This window comes from Alcanivorax sp., from assembly GCF_002726155.1.
GTDB lineage: Bacteria > Pseudomonadota > Gammaproteobacteria > Pseudomonadales > Alcanivoracaceae > Alcanivorax.
Window position 1 is genome coordinate 162,553 of sequence record NZ_PBSH01000039.1, and the last position, 16,511, is coordinate 179,063.

Below are 16,511 nucleotides of genomic sequence, written 5' to 3' on the forward strand. Positions count from 1 at the left end.
TTTATCGGAGTCGTCTGTTAAAAGCCGGTTATTCCACCGGGTTAACACACTCCGCCCGTGATGGATCCTGCTTGCAGCGAACCTTGAGCAGCAGGGACATCATGTCTTTGCTGTAGACCCCTTTCTTGGTCAGCTCGATGCGGGCTTCGCGCATCATTTCGTCATAACGCAGCTTGTCTTTCTCGGGAATGCGAATCCACCAGCGGTCGGCAATCTCATTGCTGGCGTTATCAATCAGCTTCATGGCGCGATCAAACTGGCTGAACATGAAGGCTCGGGATTTCTGGCCATAGTCTTCCGGGAATTTATCCTTTTTAAGAATGACCTGAGCGCTCAGCTGGCCCAGTACGTAGTCAAGGATACCGCCATCCGGAGCCATGCCCTTGTACAGTTCCAGCGCGGAGTAACCCATTACCGGAGCAAAGCAGATATCCACGGAACCGTTGTTGAAACGAGTGGAGAAGTTGGTGATATCGGACATGACCGGCGACATGCCGACCCGGGACGCCATGCTGGCCTGGGCGCTGTCATATTCCAGTACCGCGATGGATTTGCCCGCCAGTTCTTCAACGGTGTCGATTTCCTTGTCTTTCAGGAACAGGAAGGCCGCGCCGAGCGGGGCAACCCCGCCCACTTCATAGGGGCCGGAAACCAGATGCTGGTTGACGCTGGGGCTGTTGCTGGCAATCACCGCAATCACTGTTCTCATGGCATCGTAGCTGGGGATGGCGCCAATGGAATCCATGCTGCCGGTGTAGCTGTTGAACTGACGCCCACGAATACCGGTTAGCACGGCGGCATCACATTGCCCGGCTTTCAGGTCTTCAGAGGCAATTTTTTCATCGGTGTAGGGCTTCAGCTCTACATCCACGCCCCACTCGACAGCGGCAGTCTTGTAGTCGCGCATGATGTTAAAGGTGTCACCATTGGCGCCGATGATGTCGAAGACGCAAAAGGTTCGCTTGGTCAGTGCCATGGCATTGCCGCTCAGGGATAATATGGCTGCGGTGGCCAGGGCTACCAGCCCCATTCTTGTTTTCATGGTGTGCTCTCCAGAAAGTGAACTTGCTGGCATGACCAAAAACGGATTGCCAGTTTCATGAAGTGCATTTTGTTGGCTAAACCTGGTGGATGCTGTGCATAACGTGTTGTGGACAGGACGGGGAAATGTTGCGGGTGTATACAAAGTGTTAACACCTGTTGGTTCTTGTCGTCTTCTTCACGTGCGGTGGCGCCCTGCATGGACCTTTTGTCTCATTTACCCTGCATCCCCCTGTGCTACTGTCTGGAGGAATGAAACTTCGTCACTGGACGAAAGGAAGGAGTCGCCCCGGTGGAATTTGATCCGTTCCTGTTGGCCCGGCTGCAGTTCGCCGCCAATATCAGCTTTCATATCCTGTTTCCCACTATCACCATCGGCCTGTGCTGGGTGCTGTTCTATTTTCGTTTGCGCTACACCTTCTCCGGTGACAAGGCCTGGGAATATGCCTATTTTTTCTGGGTGAAGATTTTTGCTCTCAGTTTTGCCCTGGGGGTGGTGTCGGGCATCACCATGAGTTTTCAGTTCGGCACTAACTGGCCCGGGTTCATGGAGCGGGCGGGGAATATCGCCGGCCCGTTGCTGGGGTATGAAGTGCTGACGGCCTTTTTTCTGGAAGCCTCATTTCTTGGCATCATGTTGTTCGGGAAAAATCGGGTGTCCAACCGCCTTCACCTGGTGTCCTGTGCGCTGGTGGCAGTGGGGACCAGTTTCTCCGCATTCTGGATCCTCAGCCTGAATTCCTGGATGCAGACCCCCACCGGATTCCGTCTTGAAGACGGCGTATTTTTTGTAGACAGCTGGTGGGAGGCGATCTTCAACCCGTCTTTCCCCTATCGACTGGCCCACATGCTGAATGCTTCGCTGTTAACCGCGGCGTTTCTGATCATGGGGGTGAGTGCCTGGCGAGCCAGACGTCAGGTGGACGGTCCGGCGACCTGGAAAGTCATGCGTACCGGCGCATTGATGGCGGCGGTGCTCGCGCCACTTCAGGTCTGGATTGGTGACTTGCATGGTTTGAATACGCTGGAGCATCAGCCCGCCAAGATTGCTGCCATGGAAGGCATATGGGAGACCGAAAAAGGGGCTCCACTGACGCTGTTTGGCTTCCCCGATGAAGAGGCAAAAACCAACCACATGGCCATTACCATTCCCCATGGAGCCAGCCTGATTCTGACCCATGACTGGAACGGGGAAATCCAGGGCCTGAATGAATTCGGCGACGATATTCCGCCGGTGGCGCCGGTGTTCTGGTCGTTCCGGGTCATGGTGGGCGTGGGCATGCTGATGGTGTTGGTCGGCTGGTGGGCAGCATGGCGCCTGTTCCGGCGGCGTGATGAAAACCGGGACAACCAGATCTGGTTGCTGCGAGCCTTGTCAGTGATGACCTTCTCGGGTTGGGTTGCGGTATTGGCGGGCTGGTACGTGACCGAGATCGGCCGTCAGCCGTGGATTGTCAGCGGGCTTTTGCGCACGTCCGAGGTGGTGGCCGATCACAGTAGTGCCACGGTGATGGGAACCTTGTTTGGTTATGTGCTGCTCTATGCCTTTTTGCTGGTGTCCTACATAGCCGCGTTGCGGTACATGGCGACCAAACCGGCGCGTTCGCTGACACTGACGCCTCAGCAGCGAGCCATGAAGGCGGAAAGGATCGACGATGAATCAGCACAAGGAGAGGCGTGATGGATTTGGGATACTGGCTTCCGCTGTTCTTTGCCGGCGCCATGGGGTTGGCGCTGCTGATTTATGTGGTGCTTGATGGGTATGATCTGGGCATCGGTTTGCTGTTGCCCTTTGCCGATGAGGACGAGAAGGATGTCATGGTGGCCGCCATCGGCCCGTTCTGGGATGCCAACGAAACCTGGATCGTGCTGGGCGTGGGTATCTTGCTGATCGCTTTTCCCCAAGCTCATGGGTTGGTGCTGACCTCGCTCTATCTGCCCGTGACGCTGATGCTTATGGGGCTGATACTGCGCGGTGTGTCGTTTGATTTCCGGGTCAAGGCAGGGGACAAGCACAAGGCCAAATGGAACATGCTTTTTGCCGTGGGGTCCCTGATAGCCTCGGTGTCCCAGGGCTGGATGCTGGGCGCTTTTGTGACCGGTCTCACCGGGGATGCCACTAACACCTTGTTCGCCTTTTTAATTGCGCTGGCTCTGCCGGCACTCTACATCATGCTGGGGGCCTCCTGGTTACTGATCAAGACTGAAGGGGCGCTATTTAAAAAGGCGGTGCATTGGGGGCGGCTAGCGGTGTTACCAATGGGGGCATTTTTATTGCTGATCTCCATTGCCACGCCGCTGGTCAGTGCCACGATTGCAGAGAAATGGTTCACCCTGCCCAACGCCATTGGTCTGATGCCCATTCCGATTGCCACAGGGCTGGCGTATGCCGGATTGATCTGGGTGTTTAACAGCAACCGGATTCTGCACAACGGGTATGGCTGGTTGGCGTTTCTGTCGTTGATTGTGATGTGTGTGCTGGCGAGTATCGGGCTGGCTTACAGCCTGTTTCCGGATATTGTGCTGGGGCGGTTGTCGATCTGGGAAGCCGCATCGGCGACGGAATCGTTGTTGTTCACGTTCTGGGGAACGGTGATTACGCTACCAATGATTCTTTGTTATACGTTTTTTATCTACCGGGTCTTTCGCGGCAAGGCCACAGACCTGAGCTACGAATAGAAAAGGTGCTTCGCGGATTAGAGTAAATAACATGCTTCTCGCCATCGGCCTGGTTTATCCCGCATACCCGGCGCTTTGCCAAACGCTCGACGCCGGATGCCTGGCGTAAACCGCCATAAAAAAGGGCGCCTGTTGGCGCCCTTTTTTATTTTCCTGCTACGAAAGCAATGCCAGCAAGGCTTTTGCTCCTGCTTCTGATGAGGCGGGGTTCTGCCCGGTCACCAGGTTGCCGTCGGTGACTACATGGCTGGCCCAGTCGTCGCCTTTTTCATAAACGCCGCCGTTGGCCTTGAGCATGTCTTCCACCAGAAAGGGAACGATGTCGGTGAGTTGCACACCGTCTTCCTCGCCATTGGTGAAGCCGGTGACGGCGCGGCCTTTGACCAGCGGTTCGCCGTTATGGCGGGTGTGGCGAAAGACAGCGGGAGCGTGACACACCGCGCCGATGGGTTTGCCGCTGTTGTTGAAGGCTTCAATCAAGGCAATGGAGGTGGCATCTTCAGCCAGATCCCAGAGAGGACCATGGCCGCCGGGATAGAAAACGGCATCAAATGCCTGGGGATCCAGTTCGGACAAGGGCCTGGTATTGGCCAGTGCAGATTTGGCGTCGGTATCCTGGTTGAAGCGATCGGTGGCGGCGGTTTGCGCGTCGGGGCTATCGCTCTTTGGGTCCAGCGGCGGTTGGCCGCCTTTGGGGGAGGCCAGTGTGATGGTGGCGCCTGCATCCTTGAAAACGTAGTAGGGCGCGGCAAATTCTTCCAGCCAGAAACCGGTCTTGTTGCCCGTGTCGCCCAGTTGGTCGTGGGAAGTGAGAATCATCAGAATATTCATGGGGTGCTCTCCTTATCTATCATCGCAGTGCCACCCCGGAATCGGGATGGCGTTGTCGCAAGACTGTTCAGCCATTGGCTAAAGGCTGGCGTGCAGCACGCGGCGACACACGTCGGGGGTGACATCATTATGTTCACCCAGCGCGGTCATGCCGTGGGCTTCAAGGCTGTTGACCAGCGGTTCGATATGTTCCTCTGCCAATTGGTAATCCCCGAGACGGGTCTTTACGCCCAGGCTTTCGAAGAAAGCACGGGTTTTCTCGATTGCCGCCTCGGCCCGGTCTGACTCGCTGCCTTCATTGATGGACCAGACCCGTTGTGCGTACTGCACCAGTTTGTCGTGCTTGGCGTCTTTGCGTTCTGTCAGCATGGCAGGGAGCACAATGGCCAGGGTCTGCGCATGGTCCAGGCCATGCAGGGCAGTGAGTTCATGGCCCAGCATATGGGTGGCCCAGTCCTGGGGAACGCCGGAGCCGATCAGGCCATTGAGTGCCAGGGTGGCGACCCACATCAGGTTGGCGCGCACATCATAATTTTCCGGATCCGCCAGGGCCTGTGGGCCAATCTCGATCAGGGTTTGCAGCAGGCCTTCGGCGAATCGGTCCTGTACCGGTGCATTGGCCGGGTAGGTGAGATATTGCTCGACGATATGGACAAAGGCATCAACCACACCATTTGCCACCTGCCGAGGGGGCAGGGTGAAGCTCTTGGTGGGATCCAGCACGGAAAATTGCGGGAACACCTGCTCGCTGTGAAACGGCAATTTGGCTTGCAGCGATTTGCGTGTCACCACGGCGCCCTTGTTCATTTCCGAACCGGTGGCAGGCAAGGTCAGCACTGAACCGAACGGCAATGCGCGATGAATATTGGTGCCGCCCTTTAGCAGGATGTCCCAGGCATCGCCCTCGAATACGGAGGCCGCGGCGACAAACTTGGTGCCGTCGATGACGGATCCGCCACCCACCGCCAGCAGGTAATCGATGCCGTCGCGCTGCACCACGCTGACGGCTTCCATCAAGGTTTCAAAACTCGGGTTGGGTTCAATGCCACCAAACAGTTGCACCTGGCGGCCGTCCAATGCGGCTTCCACTTCATCCAGGGTGCCAGTGCGGCGAGCGCTTTCGCCGCCAAACAGAACCAGGACCTTGGCGTCTTTAGGTACCAGGGTGTCGAGGGCGGCTATCTTTCCTTCGCCAAAGGCGATGCGGGTGGGGTTGTAGAAATCGAAGTTATTCATGCTGCGGTATCCTTGGTCGGTAAAGTATTTAAATTAGACCGGTCGTCTAGAGTCGAGTGGTAAAAAAGCCCGCTCGAAAGCAGGCCGCATTCATGTTCTGTGGGTGTCAGCGCGCCAGCAGGCTATGGGTCAGCATCATGGCGTTGTTCATGGGGGCGGCATTGCGATGCAGCTTGGTGAGCAAGCTGGCGCCCAGCCACAGCTGGTACAGGTTGCCTGCCGTTTGGTGTGCCGGTTGCGGGGGCAGAGAGCCATCGGCGATGGCTGCCTCTATGCAGTTGGCGATTCGCGCCATGACCTGGTCAGTGCCGTCGCGCAGAGTGATGCGCATGGCTTCAGACAGATCGGCGACTTCCGCGCTCAGCTTGACCACCAGGCAGTCGCGCAGGCCGGCCGGGCCGCAGTAGTTTTCCTGCCAGCCCTGCCAGTAACTCATCAGTCGGCTGATGGCCGGTGTGCCGTCATCGGCGAAGCGGGCATCCAGGTCTTGAATGTAGCTGGCAAAATAATCTTCCAGCAATGCCTGGCCAAATTGTTCTTTGGACTGGAAATAGTGGTAGAACGAGCCTTTTGGCACGCCGGCGGCTTGCAGGATGGCACTCAAGCCGACGGAACTGAAACCGCGGGCAGCCAGAATGTCACGGCCCGTATCCAGCAGGTGCTGGCGGGTGTCACGGTGTTTGCCGGGCTGACGGATAGCGGTTTGCGTATTCATGGGCGGCACTTTATCACCTAATTAGACCGGTCGTCTAGTGGTGCGACAGCACTGCGGGTTTGTCCATAAACAGGGCCGTGCGGATCAGGTCCACATAGATCTGCTCCTTGCCGCCATGGCTGAGCAATGACAGGACCTCGCCGTTATTCAGGTTTAACTGAATCTGGCTGTTCAGGTAGCTGCGTTCGCCGGTGCTCAGTATCTGGTTGAGCTGAATGGATTCCACGTCCCTGAACGCAATGGTACGGGGGCCATCGGGCAGGGTGATGATTTGTTCGCGACGATTGATGCTGGCCTGGCTGGTGCTGGATGCCAGCAGGTACAGGCCCACCAGGGTGAATGGGATCGATAACATCAGGCTTTGCATCATGCCGCCCCATTCCAGTTGTTGAAACGGAGTATGGGCAACCATCAGCGCGTCGTAGAGGAAATACAGTTCCACGATCAGCCCGCCTTGCGGGGCGATGATAAAGCTCAAGCCCATGGCGCTGAGTATGCCGCTGCGCTTTACCTGTAGCCGGTCAGCCTTCACGGCCCGGATGCGCCCGGTCACAAAGTTACTGGCGTTACGGGTAGGGGCCGTCGCGTTGCGGTGCGCGCCGGGATCCAGCCTGAGTGAGGGAATGTCCTCCGGGCGGCTGGCCAGCCAGCGCTGCTCTTCCTTGTTCAGGGCATTACCGGAACGCGTCACTATGCCGAGCCCCAGCCCGGCCAGCGCGATGAACAGCACCAGGTTGCCGACCCAGGTACGCAGGAAGCTGCGTTGCAGCCGGGAGACGCCCGACTGCTGGGTAACCAGTATCTTGTCTAGGCCGGCACGGGCCTTTTCCAGGTGGGCAATCAACCAGCGGTCGTGGTCACTGAGGGTGGGTTTGGCCCGGGTCTGCGCAATACGGTTGCTGAGCTCCTGCTGCTTTTGTTGTTGCTTGAGCAGGTTTTCCTGCATGCGGATCATGGCGTCCTGATGCATGCGCCAGTGGTCCTGGGCGGTGGAAACGGCGCCCCCCACAACCAGAGCAATAAAGGCGGCAATCAATAAACGGTAAATCCATTTCATTATCTGCAGGTCCGTCGGCAGTGAGGGGCTCAAAGAGCAAAGAGTTGCGTATATTACAGGGTTGCCAACGCAGGGGTAGGGCAATGGATGCTTGACCTTGTCGCGCGGGGATATGAGGCTTGCCGCCATACGGATCACTTAATTCAGGATGCTTTCATGTCAGAACTGATTCTGCACCACTACACGCTGTCCCCGTTTTCCGAGAAAGCCCGCGCCATGTTGGGTTATGCCGGCTTGCAATGGCAGTCGGTCACTGTGGCGGAAATGCCACCGCGCCCCAAGTTGGCGCCGCTGGCCAGCGGCTACCGGAAAATTCCGGTGGCGCAGATTGGCGCTGATGTTTTTTGTGATACCCGCACCCTCAGCCGCGAAATTGCCCGGCTGAGCAACAAGCCCGAGCTGGTGGTGGAGAATTGCAGTGAAGAGGTGCAGGCCTTTGTCCGTGAGGTGGACCTGGAGATATTCCTGGCCTCCATTGTCACGGCCGGGAATTTCACCCTGTTGCGCCGGGTGCTGAAAGAGTCGTCACTGCTGGATCTGGGGCGCCTGTTGCTGGACCGGATCAAGATGGGCAGCAAGTCGAAAGTGAAAGCCGACAGCCCACGGGAGATGCGTCGCAAGGTGGCCGCGCATCTGGATCATATGGAAACCCTGCTGACCGGGCATTTCCTGTTTGGTGATGCGCCCAATGCCGGTGACTTTTCCGCCTATCACAGCCTCTGGTTTCGCCGTGATCTGGCCGGGCGAAATATTGCGGGCAGCCATCCGAAAGTGGAGGCCTGGATGAACCGCATGCAAGCCTTCGGGCAGGGCACACGCAAGGATATCAGTGCGGATGAGGCGTTGGAGATCGCTCGCCAGGCTACGCCGCGGGCCCTGCCCGAACAGGTGGAGCAGACATCTTTGCTGGGTAAGGCAGTGCGAGTGGCACCGTCAGATTATGGCCGTGAGCCGGTGTTCGGTGAACTGTGTTATTGCGATGACCGCACGCTGGTGGTTCGTCGCGATGATCCCGTGGTGGGGCAGATTCAAGTGCATTTTCCCCGCGACGGTTTTGTCCTTTCAAAAGCAGACTGAAGGGCCACGCAGATGAGCCAACCGAACAATCCGTTGCATGGCATCACCCTGGAAACCGTGGTGACGCGCCTGGTTGAATACTATGGCTGGGACGAGCTGGGGGATCGCATTCGCATCAATTGTTTTATCAGCGATCCGTCAGTGAAGTCCAGCTTGAAGTTTCTGCGCAAAACACCCTGGGCGAGAGACAAGGTGGAAGCGTTATTCATCGATACCTTCTCCGAATGAATCGCATCCAATTTAAGCTGCCAAGTAGGTCGAATTTACCCAAGGGCACAGAGAGCCTACTGGCGTAATCCGACATTAACCGTTTTCGCTATTGGTTCGGGCAGATGTCGGGTTACGGCTACGCCTCTCTGTGCCCTTGGGTGAACCCGACCTGCAAAATTCGCCTTGCCAGTACGGTTCTAACATGGGGAAAGGCACCGGTTAAAGCAGCGTCTTATCGGTCAGCGTAGTCTGCAGGTCTTGCTCCAGCCCGTGCAGATTAATCTGAAAAGTATCGGCTAGCAGGCGAGTCATCGCCTGTGGGTCGGTTATGTTTTGCTTGTCACTGCACCCGTCCGGGTAGCGTACCGTATAGAGCCCGTTCAAGAGCGTGTGACGGCACTCCACGTCGGTGCGCACGGCAATCAGGTTATTGACGAATTTGGACGCAGGATGGCAAGCCACATACCAGTTGGCCATTTCGAAATCGATGGGCCACTGCGTCATCAGATCGAACCGGTACAACAGTCGCCAAACGCTGCCCAGCTGCACTTCAATACGGTAGTGATCGTTCTGGGGAAGAACACGAAAATTTTCCAGCGGAGTGCTTTGGGCTACCTGACTGTGCAGCCTTAACGGGGCTGTCGGTGTCATGCCTCCAAACCCTACGTCGCTCAAGTATTCCTCATCGTCGACCGTTACCAGCAACAACATATGCGAGCGGGGTGGCTGGGCGTCCTCCGGTTGGTTCCAGTAGACCCGGGCGGTAATGCCCCTCACGGTAAAGCCAAGCGCCGTCAGCACCGCCATAAACAGCACGTTGTTCTCGAAGCAGTAACCGCCACGACCTTGATGAATCAGCTTGTCTTCCAGGCTGGTCAGATCCAGAGGCACCGGCTTGCCCAGTAGCGGGTTCAGGTTTTCAAAAGTGATATTCAGCAGGTGGCATTGTTGCAAGGCGCGCAGGGTTGCCAGGGTGGGCGTGCGTTCACCGGTGTAACCGACGCGTTGGCAGTAGGCATCCAGATCAAGAGGCATGGCAGGCTCCGGGTTCATCAACAGAAAAAGGGAGAGTACGGCCTCAACCCCGGTTGAGGTAAAGGGGGCAAAGGCGTATGACTTCGTCGCGGCCGCGATAACGTTCCGAATGCGATGGCGATGCTCACTTTATCGCCGCTTTCCGACCATTGGTAGCAATGGCTGCACCAGCGTGGTTCGTGCTGGCTCCGCTGCGGCTTTCAGGGTGACATAATTCCGAAACGGACGTGAATCAGGTCACAGATGTGTATGCGAAAAGTCGCTTCGAAATCCCCTGCGATTTACCGGTTGCTCGATTGGAAGGACAGCGAAAAATGCCTGCTGTTGTCGGTGTTACTGTTCATCTACATGTCCTTCTATCTGGTCTGGCATCTGGTCACCGCGTTTTTTACGGACTTCGGCGCGCAGTACGTTTCCCCGGCCGGGGCCGGGCAGCTTTCCTGGGTGCTGTTATTCAATTTGAGCGGCTATCTGCTGCTCATTTTCTGGGCTTCACTATTACGTAAGAGCCGGCGCCAATCGCCGCTGTTTGTGCACTGCTTTGTGCAGTTTTTTGGGGTCAGCTTTCTGTTGCTGGGCCTGATGTTCGGGCTTTATAGCCCGATCACGGGAATGGTATTGCTCGGCTCGCCCCTGGTGGGGTTCATCCTGTTTGGCTTCCGTCCAGTGATTTGGGGTTTCACCGTGAGCACCGTGATGGTGTTGTTGCTGTCCTGGCTGGCAGCCCGAGGTCACGATATTTACGCGTTGTATTTCCGTTCCGATCCGGCGGCCAAGGGCTCCCTGTCCTACTACTGGATCGCCAGTACTGTCGCCTTTTCGGTACCTTTCGTAGCGGGGGTGCTGACGTTGGTGTCCCTGCTGCTGCGCCGCTGGGTATACCGTGAAGCCCAGGTGCGCGCCATGGCCGTGCAGGACCCGCTTACGGGGCTGTCGAACCGGCGCGCCCTGTTTGACCAGTTTGCCCATGAAATGGCGCGTGCCCGGCGCAGCGGGGAAGCGCTTTCCGTGTGTGTCATGGACCTGGATCATTTCAAACAGATCAACGACCGTCACGGGCATGCGGCAGGGGATGCGGTGCTGGTGCGAGTGGCAGAATTGTTGCGTGAATGCCTGCGCGAAACGGATCGCATAGGGCGTATTGGTGGCGAAGAGTTTGTACTGGTGTTGCCGGATACCGGCCACGAGGGAGCCAAAAAAGTGATCGAGCGGTGTCGCGTTGCCCTGGTTGGCACCCCGGTGATGCTTGATGTGGGGGAGTCGCTCACCGTCAGTGCCAGCTTCGGGGTGGTCACTGCGCTTGCCGGCGAGCATGCCACGGAATCCCAACTGGTATCCCGTGCCGATGATGCGCTTTACCTGGCCAAGCAACGCGGGCGCAACCGGGTGGAATTCTGGTCATCGGCCATGCTCGAGGTGGCTACAGCCTGACGTCTTGTCCCTGATTAACCAATTCCTGTCGCGTAATGGCCGGGTGCTGTTCCTGTGCCCACTCTATGGTTGTTAATTGTGTACGCCATTTTCCGTGCCATCCAACAACAACATCGCGGCGGAGCATCATGCAGCAATACGTTTACGACATTGTGATCAATCATGGGCAGTTCTTTGATGGCAGTTGCCGGGACGGCAGTATCCGGCATCTGGGTATTCGTGATGGGCGCGTTGTCACCATCAGTGATGTGCCGTTGCCTGACCATGCGGCGCCCAAAGTGTATGACGCCACCGGACAATGGGTCACGCCGGGCTTTATCGAAACCCATAGCCATTACGATGCGGAAGTTATTGCCACGCCGTCACTGAAAGAGTCGGTGCGTCACGGGGTGACCTCGGTGCTGATCGGTTCCTGCTCGATCAGTATGATCAATGCCCAGCCGGAAGATTGCTCGGACCTTTTTACCCGGGTGGAAGCGGTGCCCCGTGAAGCGGTGTTACCGATTCTGGAAGAGAAAAAAACATGGCGTGACGCTGCCGGCTACCGGGGTTTTTATGACAAACAGCCGCTGGGGCCGAATGTGGGGTCCTTTGTGGGGCATTCCGATATTCGTGTGGCGGTCATGGGCCTGGAGCGGGCGACCTCCCCGGAAAAGCCCAGCGAAAAAGAATTGCAGGACATGGAGCGCTTGCTGGAAGAAGCGCTGGATGCCGGCTGTGTTGGCATGTCGCTGATGACGACACGGCTGGACAAAGTAGACGGAGATCGAGCCTGGTCGCGGCCCTTGCCGTCCACCTATGCACGCTGGAACGAATTCAAACGGTTGTTCCGGATTCTGCGTCGCCGAAATGCGGTAATGCAGGGTGCTCCGGACGCGGTAAAAAAAGTGAATGTGGTGCGGTTCTTGTGGCAAGCCCACGGTCTTTTTCGTCGCCCCATGAAATGTTCCATGCTCACTGCTCTGGATCTCAAATCCAATCCCTGGCTTAACGTGGTGACGCGGTTGAGTGGTTTTGTTGCCAATAAAATATTGCGCGGCAATTTCCGTTGGCAAACACTGCCGGCGCCCTTCACCCTGCATCTCAGTGGGCTGAATGTGAATGCGTTTGAGGAATTTTCATCCGGTGAATTGCTGCGTGATTACAAGGATGAAGATGCCATGTACGCGAAGGTGGATGATCCCGATTTTCGCAAACTGTTCAAAAAGCACGTTAATGCCTTGTTCACCAAAGGGCTCTGGCACCGGGATTTCAGTGATTGCTGGGTGGTGGATTGCCCGGATGCATCCCTGATCGGAAAAAACTTTGAAGAAATCGGTGCGGTTGAAGGCAAGGATGCGGTGGACGCCTACTTTGATTTGGCGGTGCAATATCGCAGCGATCTGCGCTGGAAAACCAATTACGGCAACCATCGGCCGGAGATCATGCACAAGCTGCTGGCGAGCCCGTATACCCATGTGGGCTTTGCCGATTCCGGTGCGCATCTGGAATCTATCGCCCAGTACAACTTCCCGCTGCGATTGCTGAAATATGTTCGTGATGCGGACGAAGCCGGGTTGCCCTTCATGAGTGTGGCAGAAGGCGTGAATGCGGTAACCGCGGATCTGGCGGACTGGTTTGGTTTGCAGGCGGGCAGCTTGCGTCAGGGTAGCCGGGCGGATGTGGTTATCGTGAATCCGCAAGGCTTGACCGATGAATTGGATGAAGTCACCTGGGCGCCGCTGGAAGGCACCTCGCTGAACCGCCTGGTGAAGCGCAACGATGACGCCGTGACGGCCACCATCATTAACGGCCGGGTGGCCTATGACCGTGTTCAGGGGTTTGACGATGAGTTGGGGCGTGAGCGGAATTTCGGGCAGTTTTTGTCGAATATGGACGTGAAGGCCCGGGTGAGCAGCGCCGAGCCCGGTTTGCAAACTGCCTGACCGTTGTCAGGTGTGGGAGCCCACCTGCGGGCTCCCACGAATCAGATTTGCGTTCCCGGGTTAGCCCATTTTTTCAAGCAAGCCATTCACGGCCTGGGCAAACTGCATCGGGGAATCCTCTTGCAAGAAATGCCCGCCCACCAATGTTTGATGCGGTTGCCCCTGCGCGCCGGGGACCCGTTCCTGCATGTACTTGTCCCCGCCACGGGTAATCGGGTCGCCGTTGCTGAAGGTGGTCAGGAAGGGCTTTTTCCATTGCTCCAGAATTGTCCAGGCCGCCCGGTTGGCATCGCTGGCCGGATCGTTCGGTGTCACCGGCACCAGCTTGGGAAAGGCCCGCGCCCCGGCCTTGTATTTTCTGTTGGGAAACGGTGCGTCATAGGCGCGGATTTCGTCCGGGCCCAGTTTGCGGAAGGTCGCGGTATTCAGAATGCGGGAAATGGGCAGAACAGGGCTGTAGATCGCAAAGTTCTTCCACAGGTGAAACGCTTTTGGCGCCTGCTGATCGCCAGTGGGCAGCATGCCGTTGCCCACGACGATGGCGCGAAAGCGGGATTCGTTTTCAGCAGCCAGGCGCAGGCCAATCAGTGACCCCCAATCCTGGCAGACCAGCGTGATCTCGGTGAGATCCAGCTGATCAAGCAGCGATTTCACCCAATCCATGTGGCTCTGGTAACTGTAGGCATTGATATCGGTAGGCTTGTCTGATTTGCCGAAGCCGATCAGATCCGGGGCGATCACGCGATGGCCGGCGGCGGCACAGATGGGAATCATGTGCCGATACAGGTACGACCAGGACGGCTCCCCATGCAGCATCAGCACCGGTTTGCCGTCGGCGGGTCCCTCATCCACGTAGTGCATGCGTAACCCGCCCACATCCACGTAGTTCGGTTCGAAGGGGTAGTCGAGCAGTCGCTCGAAGCGGGAATCCGGGGTGCGCAGGTAATCCATGGTCGATCCTTGTCAGTACTGATAGCAACGTGTGTATAAGGAATACCAGTAGATGACAGGATCGGCCATGTCGTTACAGGACAGTCTGGCTTTTCTTTAGGGGGCGCGCTTACTCATCCCAAAGATTGGCCAGGGTGTAATCGCTGCCCGGTTGGGCCCAGAAGCCGCCGTCCACGTAGCGACGGTGCTTGTCCAGGGTGCGGATGGCATCCATGTCCGCGTCACTGAGTGACAGCTCGGCGGCGGCCAGATTTTGCTTCAGGCGCTCCGGGTTCACGGATTTGGGGATCACCACGGTGTCACGGTGTAATGCCCAGCTGATCAGCACCTGTGCCGGGGAGGCGCCGTGGCGGTCGGCGATTTCCAGGATCACCGGGTCTTCGAGCAGCACCGGCTCGTCATCGGCTTTCATGCCCGCAGGGCGATCAAATGATCCCAGTGGAGAATAGCCGGTGAGCGCAATGCCCTGTTCCTTGCAGAAGGCCAGCATGTCGTTCTGTTGCAGATAGGGGTGCAGTTCAATCTGGTTCATGGCGGGCTTGTAGCGTGCTTTGCCAATCAAATCCTGCAGCTTTTTCACGCTGAAATTCGACACGCCGATCTGCCGCGTCTGGTTATTGTCCACCAGTGTTTCCATGGCCGCCCAAGTGGTTTCCACTGGCAGCTCCTTGAGAGACACCATGTCGTCCGCGGATTTCGGGAACGGCACGCCAGGCTTCAGCGCTACCGGCCAGTGCATCAGGTAAAGGTCCAGATAATCCAGCTGCAGGTTGCGCAGGGTGGTTTCCAGTGCGGGCTGCACGTCGTCCGGCGCATGATCACTGTTCCACAGCTTCGAGGTGATCCACAGCTCTTCGCGCGTTACCGTGCCGGCAGCAAACACATCGCTCAGGGCCTGGCCGATTTCCTCTTCGTTGCTGTAAATATGGGCGCAGTCGATGTGGCGGAAGCCCGTTTCAATGGCGCTCTTCACCGCCTTGTACACCTCGCCGGGTTCGGATTTCCAGGTGCCCAGGCCCAGCATGGGCAGGGTATCGCCATTATCGAAGGTCAGCGTTTTCATGGTCTGCTCCTGTAAAGCGTACGACTCCCGGCTGGCTTGTGGCCGCCGGGACGGGAAACAATCTGCAACCCTACTACAGGGACTTTGCACCCCCCTGTTGGGTTCCCGTTGAATCCTTGCTCGATTCTCCACGGCGCTCTCTTTTCCTGATTCATGGCTTCAGCGGTTTCCCTGCTTGAGCCGCCCCCGGCATTTCGCTACTGTGGCCGACCGGCGTTGGCCGCCCTCATTATCGGCAGTGCCTTTTCTCACTGCCCCTGCTTTTGGAAAACTCTATGTGGATCAAGAACCTGACTGTCTTTGTGGGCGAAGAAACCTTCCCCTGTTCCGTGGCCGAACTGGATGAAATTCTGGACCAGAACCGCTGCCAGCCGTGCGGTTCACAGACCGAACGCACGGAAGGCTTTGTGCCGCCGCTCAAGGGGCAGGACCCCATGGCCTACGCGGTTGACGGGTTTATTTTCTGCACCTACCAGGAAACCGCTCGCCTGCTGCCCGGGCCGGTGATCAAGGAGCTGCTGGATGAAAAAGTGGAGCACATCCAGCAGGAAGAAGGTCGCAAGGTGGGGCGTAAGGAAAAGGCGGATCTGAAAGAGCAGATTACCTTCGAGCTGATGCCGCGGGCGTTTACCCGTTCACGCCGCACCTCGTTGCTCATCGACACCGAACGCAAGCGGGTGATGGTGGATTCTTCCTCCGCCAGTCGCGGTGAAGAAGTGATCGCCTGCCTGCGTAAAGCCATCGGTTCTCTGCCTGTGGCGTACCCAGCGCCGAACTCGGCCCCCTACACCAGCTTCAGTAACTGGCTGCGTGATACCAAGCTGTTGCCGGAAGGCTTCACGTTGGGTGACCGTTGCGAACTGAAAGGCGTCAAGGACGAAGGGGCGGCGGTGAAGTTCACCGCCGTGGATCTGGGGCAGGAAGAAATCCTCGCGCACCTGGAAACCGGCATGGTCGCCACCCGTATCAATCTGGCGTGGCAGGATTCGCTGGAACTGGATATCAACGAAAAGCTGGAGATCAAGCGCATCAAGCCGCTGGATCTATTGCAGGAAAACATCGATGCGCTGGATGCGGACGATGCGGTCGCCGAATTGCAGGCCCGTATCAGCCTGCAAGGCACAGTGCTGCGCGAAGCGCTGGACAGCCTGTACGGCTATTTTGAAGTTTAAAGAGACGCTTCACGCTGCATGCATCACGTAGCACTCATCACGTAAGAATGCGAAGGGTGTTATCTTTTTCAGTAAAGCTGTGCCCGCG

Annotated in this window: 15 protein-coding genes; 7 read left to right on the top strand and 8 right to left on the bottom strand. The window is 57.4% G+C overall.

Annotation, left to right across the window (positions count from 1 at the left end; translation table 11 throughout):
* Window positions 1-28 precede the first annotated feature (28 nt).
* Entirely contained in the window at window positions 29-1,042 is a 1,014-nt protein-coding gene (locus CL546_RS12550) for a putative solute-binding protein (RefSeq protein ID WP_290495483.1), read from the bottom strand.
* 291 nt (window positions 1,043-1,333) lie between these two features.
* Between CL546_RS12550 and CL546_RS12555 the strand changes: the two genes are divergently transcribed.
* Window positions 1,334-2,722 carry a cytochrome ubiquinol oxidase subunit I gene (locus tag CL546_RS12555; RefSeq protein ID WP_290495485.1) on the top strand — a complete coding sequence of 463 codons (1,389 nt, stop codon included), beginning with the start codon at window positions 1,334-1,336 and terminating at the stop codon, window positions 2,720-2,722.
* Window positions 2,722-3,720 carry a cytochrome d ubiquinol oxidase subunit II gene (locus CL546_RS12560; protein WP_290495487.1) on the top strand — a complete coding sequence of 333 codons (999 nt, stop codon included), beginning with the start codon at window positions 2,722-2,724 and terminating at the stop codon, window positions 3,718-3,720. The genes CL546_RS12555 and CL546_RS12560 overlap by 1 nt, the downstream gene beginning before the upstream one ends.
* A gap of 156 nt (window positions 3,721-3,876) precedes the next feature.
* Here CL546_RS12560 and CL546_RS12565 read toward each other — a convergent pair whose 3' ends face one another.
* From CL546_RS12565 to CL546_RS12580, 4 genes are all read right to left on the bottom strand, one after another.
* Window positions 3,877-4,551: a type 1 glutamine amidotransferase domain-containing protein gene (locus tag CL546_RS12565; protein WP_290495490.1), complete on the bottom strand. Its 675-nt coding sequence runs from the start codon at window positions 4,549-4,551 to the stop codon at window positions 3,877-3,879.
* Between the two features lie 78 nt (window positions 4,552-4,629).
* Window positions 4,630-5,787 carry an iron-containing alcohol dehydrogenase gene (locus tag CL546_RS12570; RefSeq protein ID WP_290495492.1) on the bottom strand — a complete coding sequence of 386 codons (1,158 nt, stop codon included), beginning with the start codon at window positions 5,785-5,787 and terminating at the stop codon, window positions 4,630-4,632.
* 106 nt (window positions 5,788-5,893) lie between these two features.
* Window positions 5,894-6,502, bottom strand: coding sequence for a TetR/AcrR family transcriptional regulator (locus CL546_RS12575; RefSeq protein WP_290495494.1), 609 nt, complete (start codon window positions 6,500-6,502; stop codon window positions 5,894-5,896).
* Window positions 6,503-6,536: 34 nt separating this feature from the next.
* Complete coding sequence (locus CL546_RS12580) at window positions 6,537-7,559, bottom strand: hypothetical protein (protein ID WP_290495496.1); 1,023 nt, start codon at window positions 7,557-7,559, stop codon at window positions 6,537-6,539.
* 156 nt (window positions 7,560-7,715) lie between these two features.
* On the opposite strand from CL546_RS12580, the gene CL546_RS12585 reads away from it, so the two are divergent.
* Window positions 7,716-8,636: a glutathione S-transferase family protein gene (locus CL546_RS12585; protein WP_290495498.1), complete on the top strand. Its 921-nt coding sequence runs from the start codon at window positions 7,716-7,718 to the stop codon at window positions 8,634-8,636.
* Window positions 8,637-8,648: 12 nt separating this feature from the next.
* A complete protein-coding gene (locus CL546_RS12590) occupies window positions 8,649-8,864 on the top strand; it encodes a VF530 family protein (RefSeq protein WP_290495500.1) in 216 nt (71 codons plus the stop codon).
* A gap of 201 nt (window positions 8,865-9,065) precedes the next feature.
* Here CL546_RS12590 and CL546_RS12595 read toward each other — a convergent pair whose 3' ends face one another.
* Window positions 9,066-9,881, bottom strand: coding sequence for an arylamine N-acetyltransferase family protein (locus tag CL546_RS12595; protein ID WP_290495503.1), 816 nt, complete (start codon window positions 9,879-9,881; stop codon window positions 9,066-9,068).
* 249 nt (window positions 9,882-10,130) lie between these two features.
* On the opposite strand from CL546_RS12595, the gene CL546_RS12600 reads away from it, so the two are divergent.
* Complete coding sequence (locus CL546_RS12600; RefSeq protein ID WP_290495505.1) at window positions 10,131-11,312, top strand: GGDEF domain-containing protein; 1,182 nt, start codon at window positions 10,131-10,133, stop codon at window positions 11,310-11,312.
* A 128-nt stretch (window positions 11,313-11,440) separates the two neighbouring features.
* Entirely contained in the window at window positions 11,441-13,237 is a 1,797-nt protein-coding gene (locus CL546_RS12605) for an N-acyl-D-amino-acid deacylase family protein (RefSeq protein ID WP_290495507.1), read from the top strand.
* A 60-nt stretch (window positions 13,238-13,297) separates the two neighbouring features.
* Here CL546_RS12605 and CL546_RS12610 read toward each other — a convergent pair whose 3' ends face one another.
* Both CL546_RS12610 and CL546_RS12615 read right to left on the bottom strand, forming a co-directional pair.
* Window positions 13,298-14,188 carry a haloalkane dehalogenase gene (locus tag CL546_RS12610; RefSeq protein ID WP_290495509.1) on the bottom strand — a complete coding sequence of 297 codons (891 nt, stop codon included), beginning with the start codon at window positions 14,186-14,188 and terminating at the stop codon, window positions 13,298-13,300.
* A 109-nt stretch (window positions 14,189-14,297) separates the two neighbouring features.
* On the bottom strand, window positions 14,298-15,251 hold the full coding sequence (locus CL546_RS12615; protein ID WP_290495512.1) for an aldo/keto reductase: 954 nt from the start codon (window positions 15,249-15,251) through the stop codon (window positions 14,298-14,300).
* Between the two features lie 275 nt (window positions 15,252-15,526).
* Between CL546_RS12615 and CL546_RS12620 the strand changes: the two genes are divergently transcribed.
* Window positions 15,527-16,423, top strand: a complete 897-nt coding sequence (locus tag CL546_RS12620; protein WP_290495514.1) for a recombination-associated protein RdgC — start codon at window positions 15,527-15,529, stop codon at window positions 16,421-16,423.
* Window positions 16,424-16,511 lie beyond the last annotated feature (88 nt).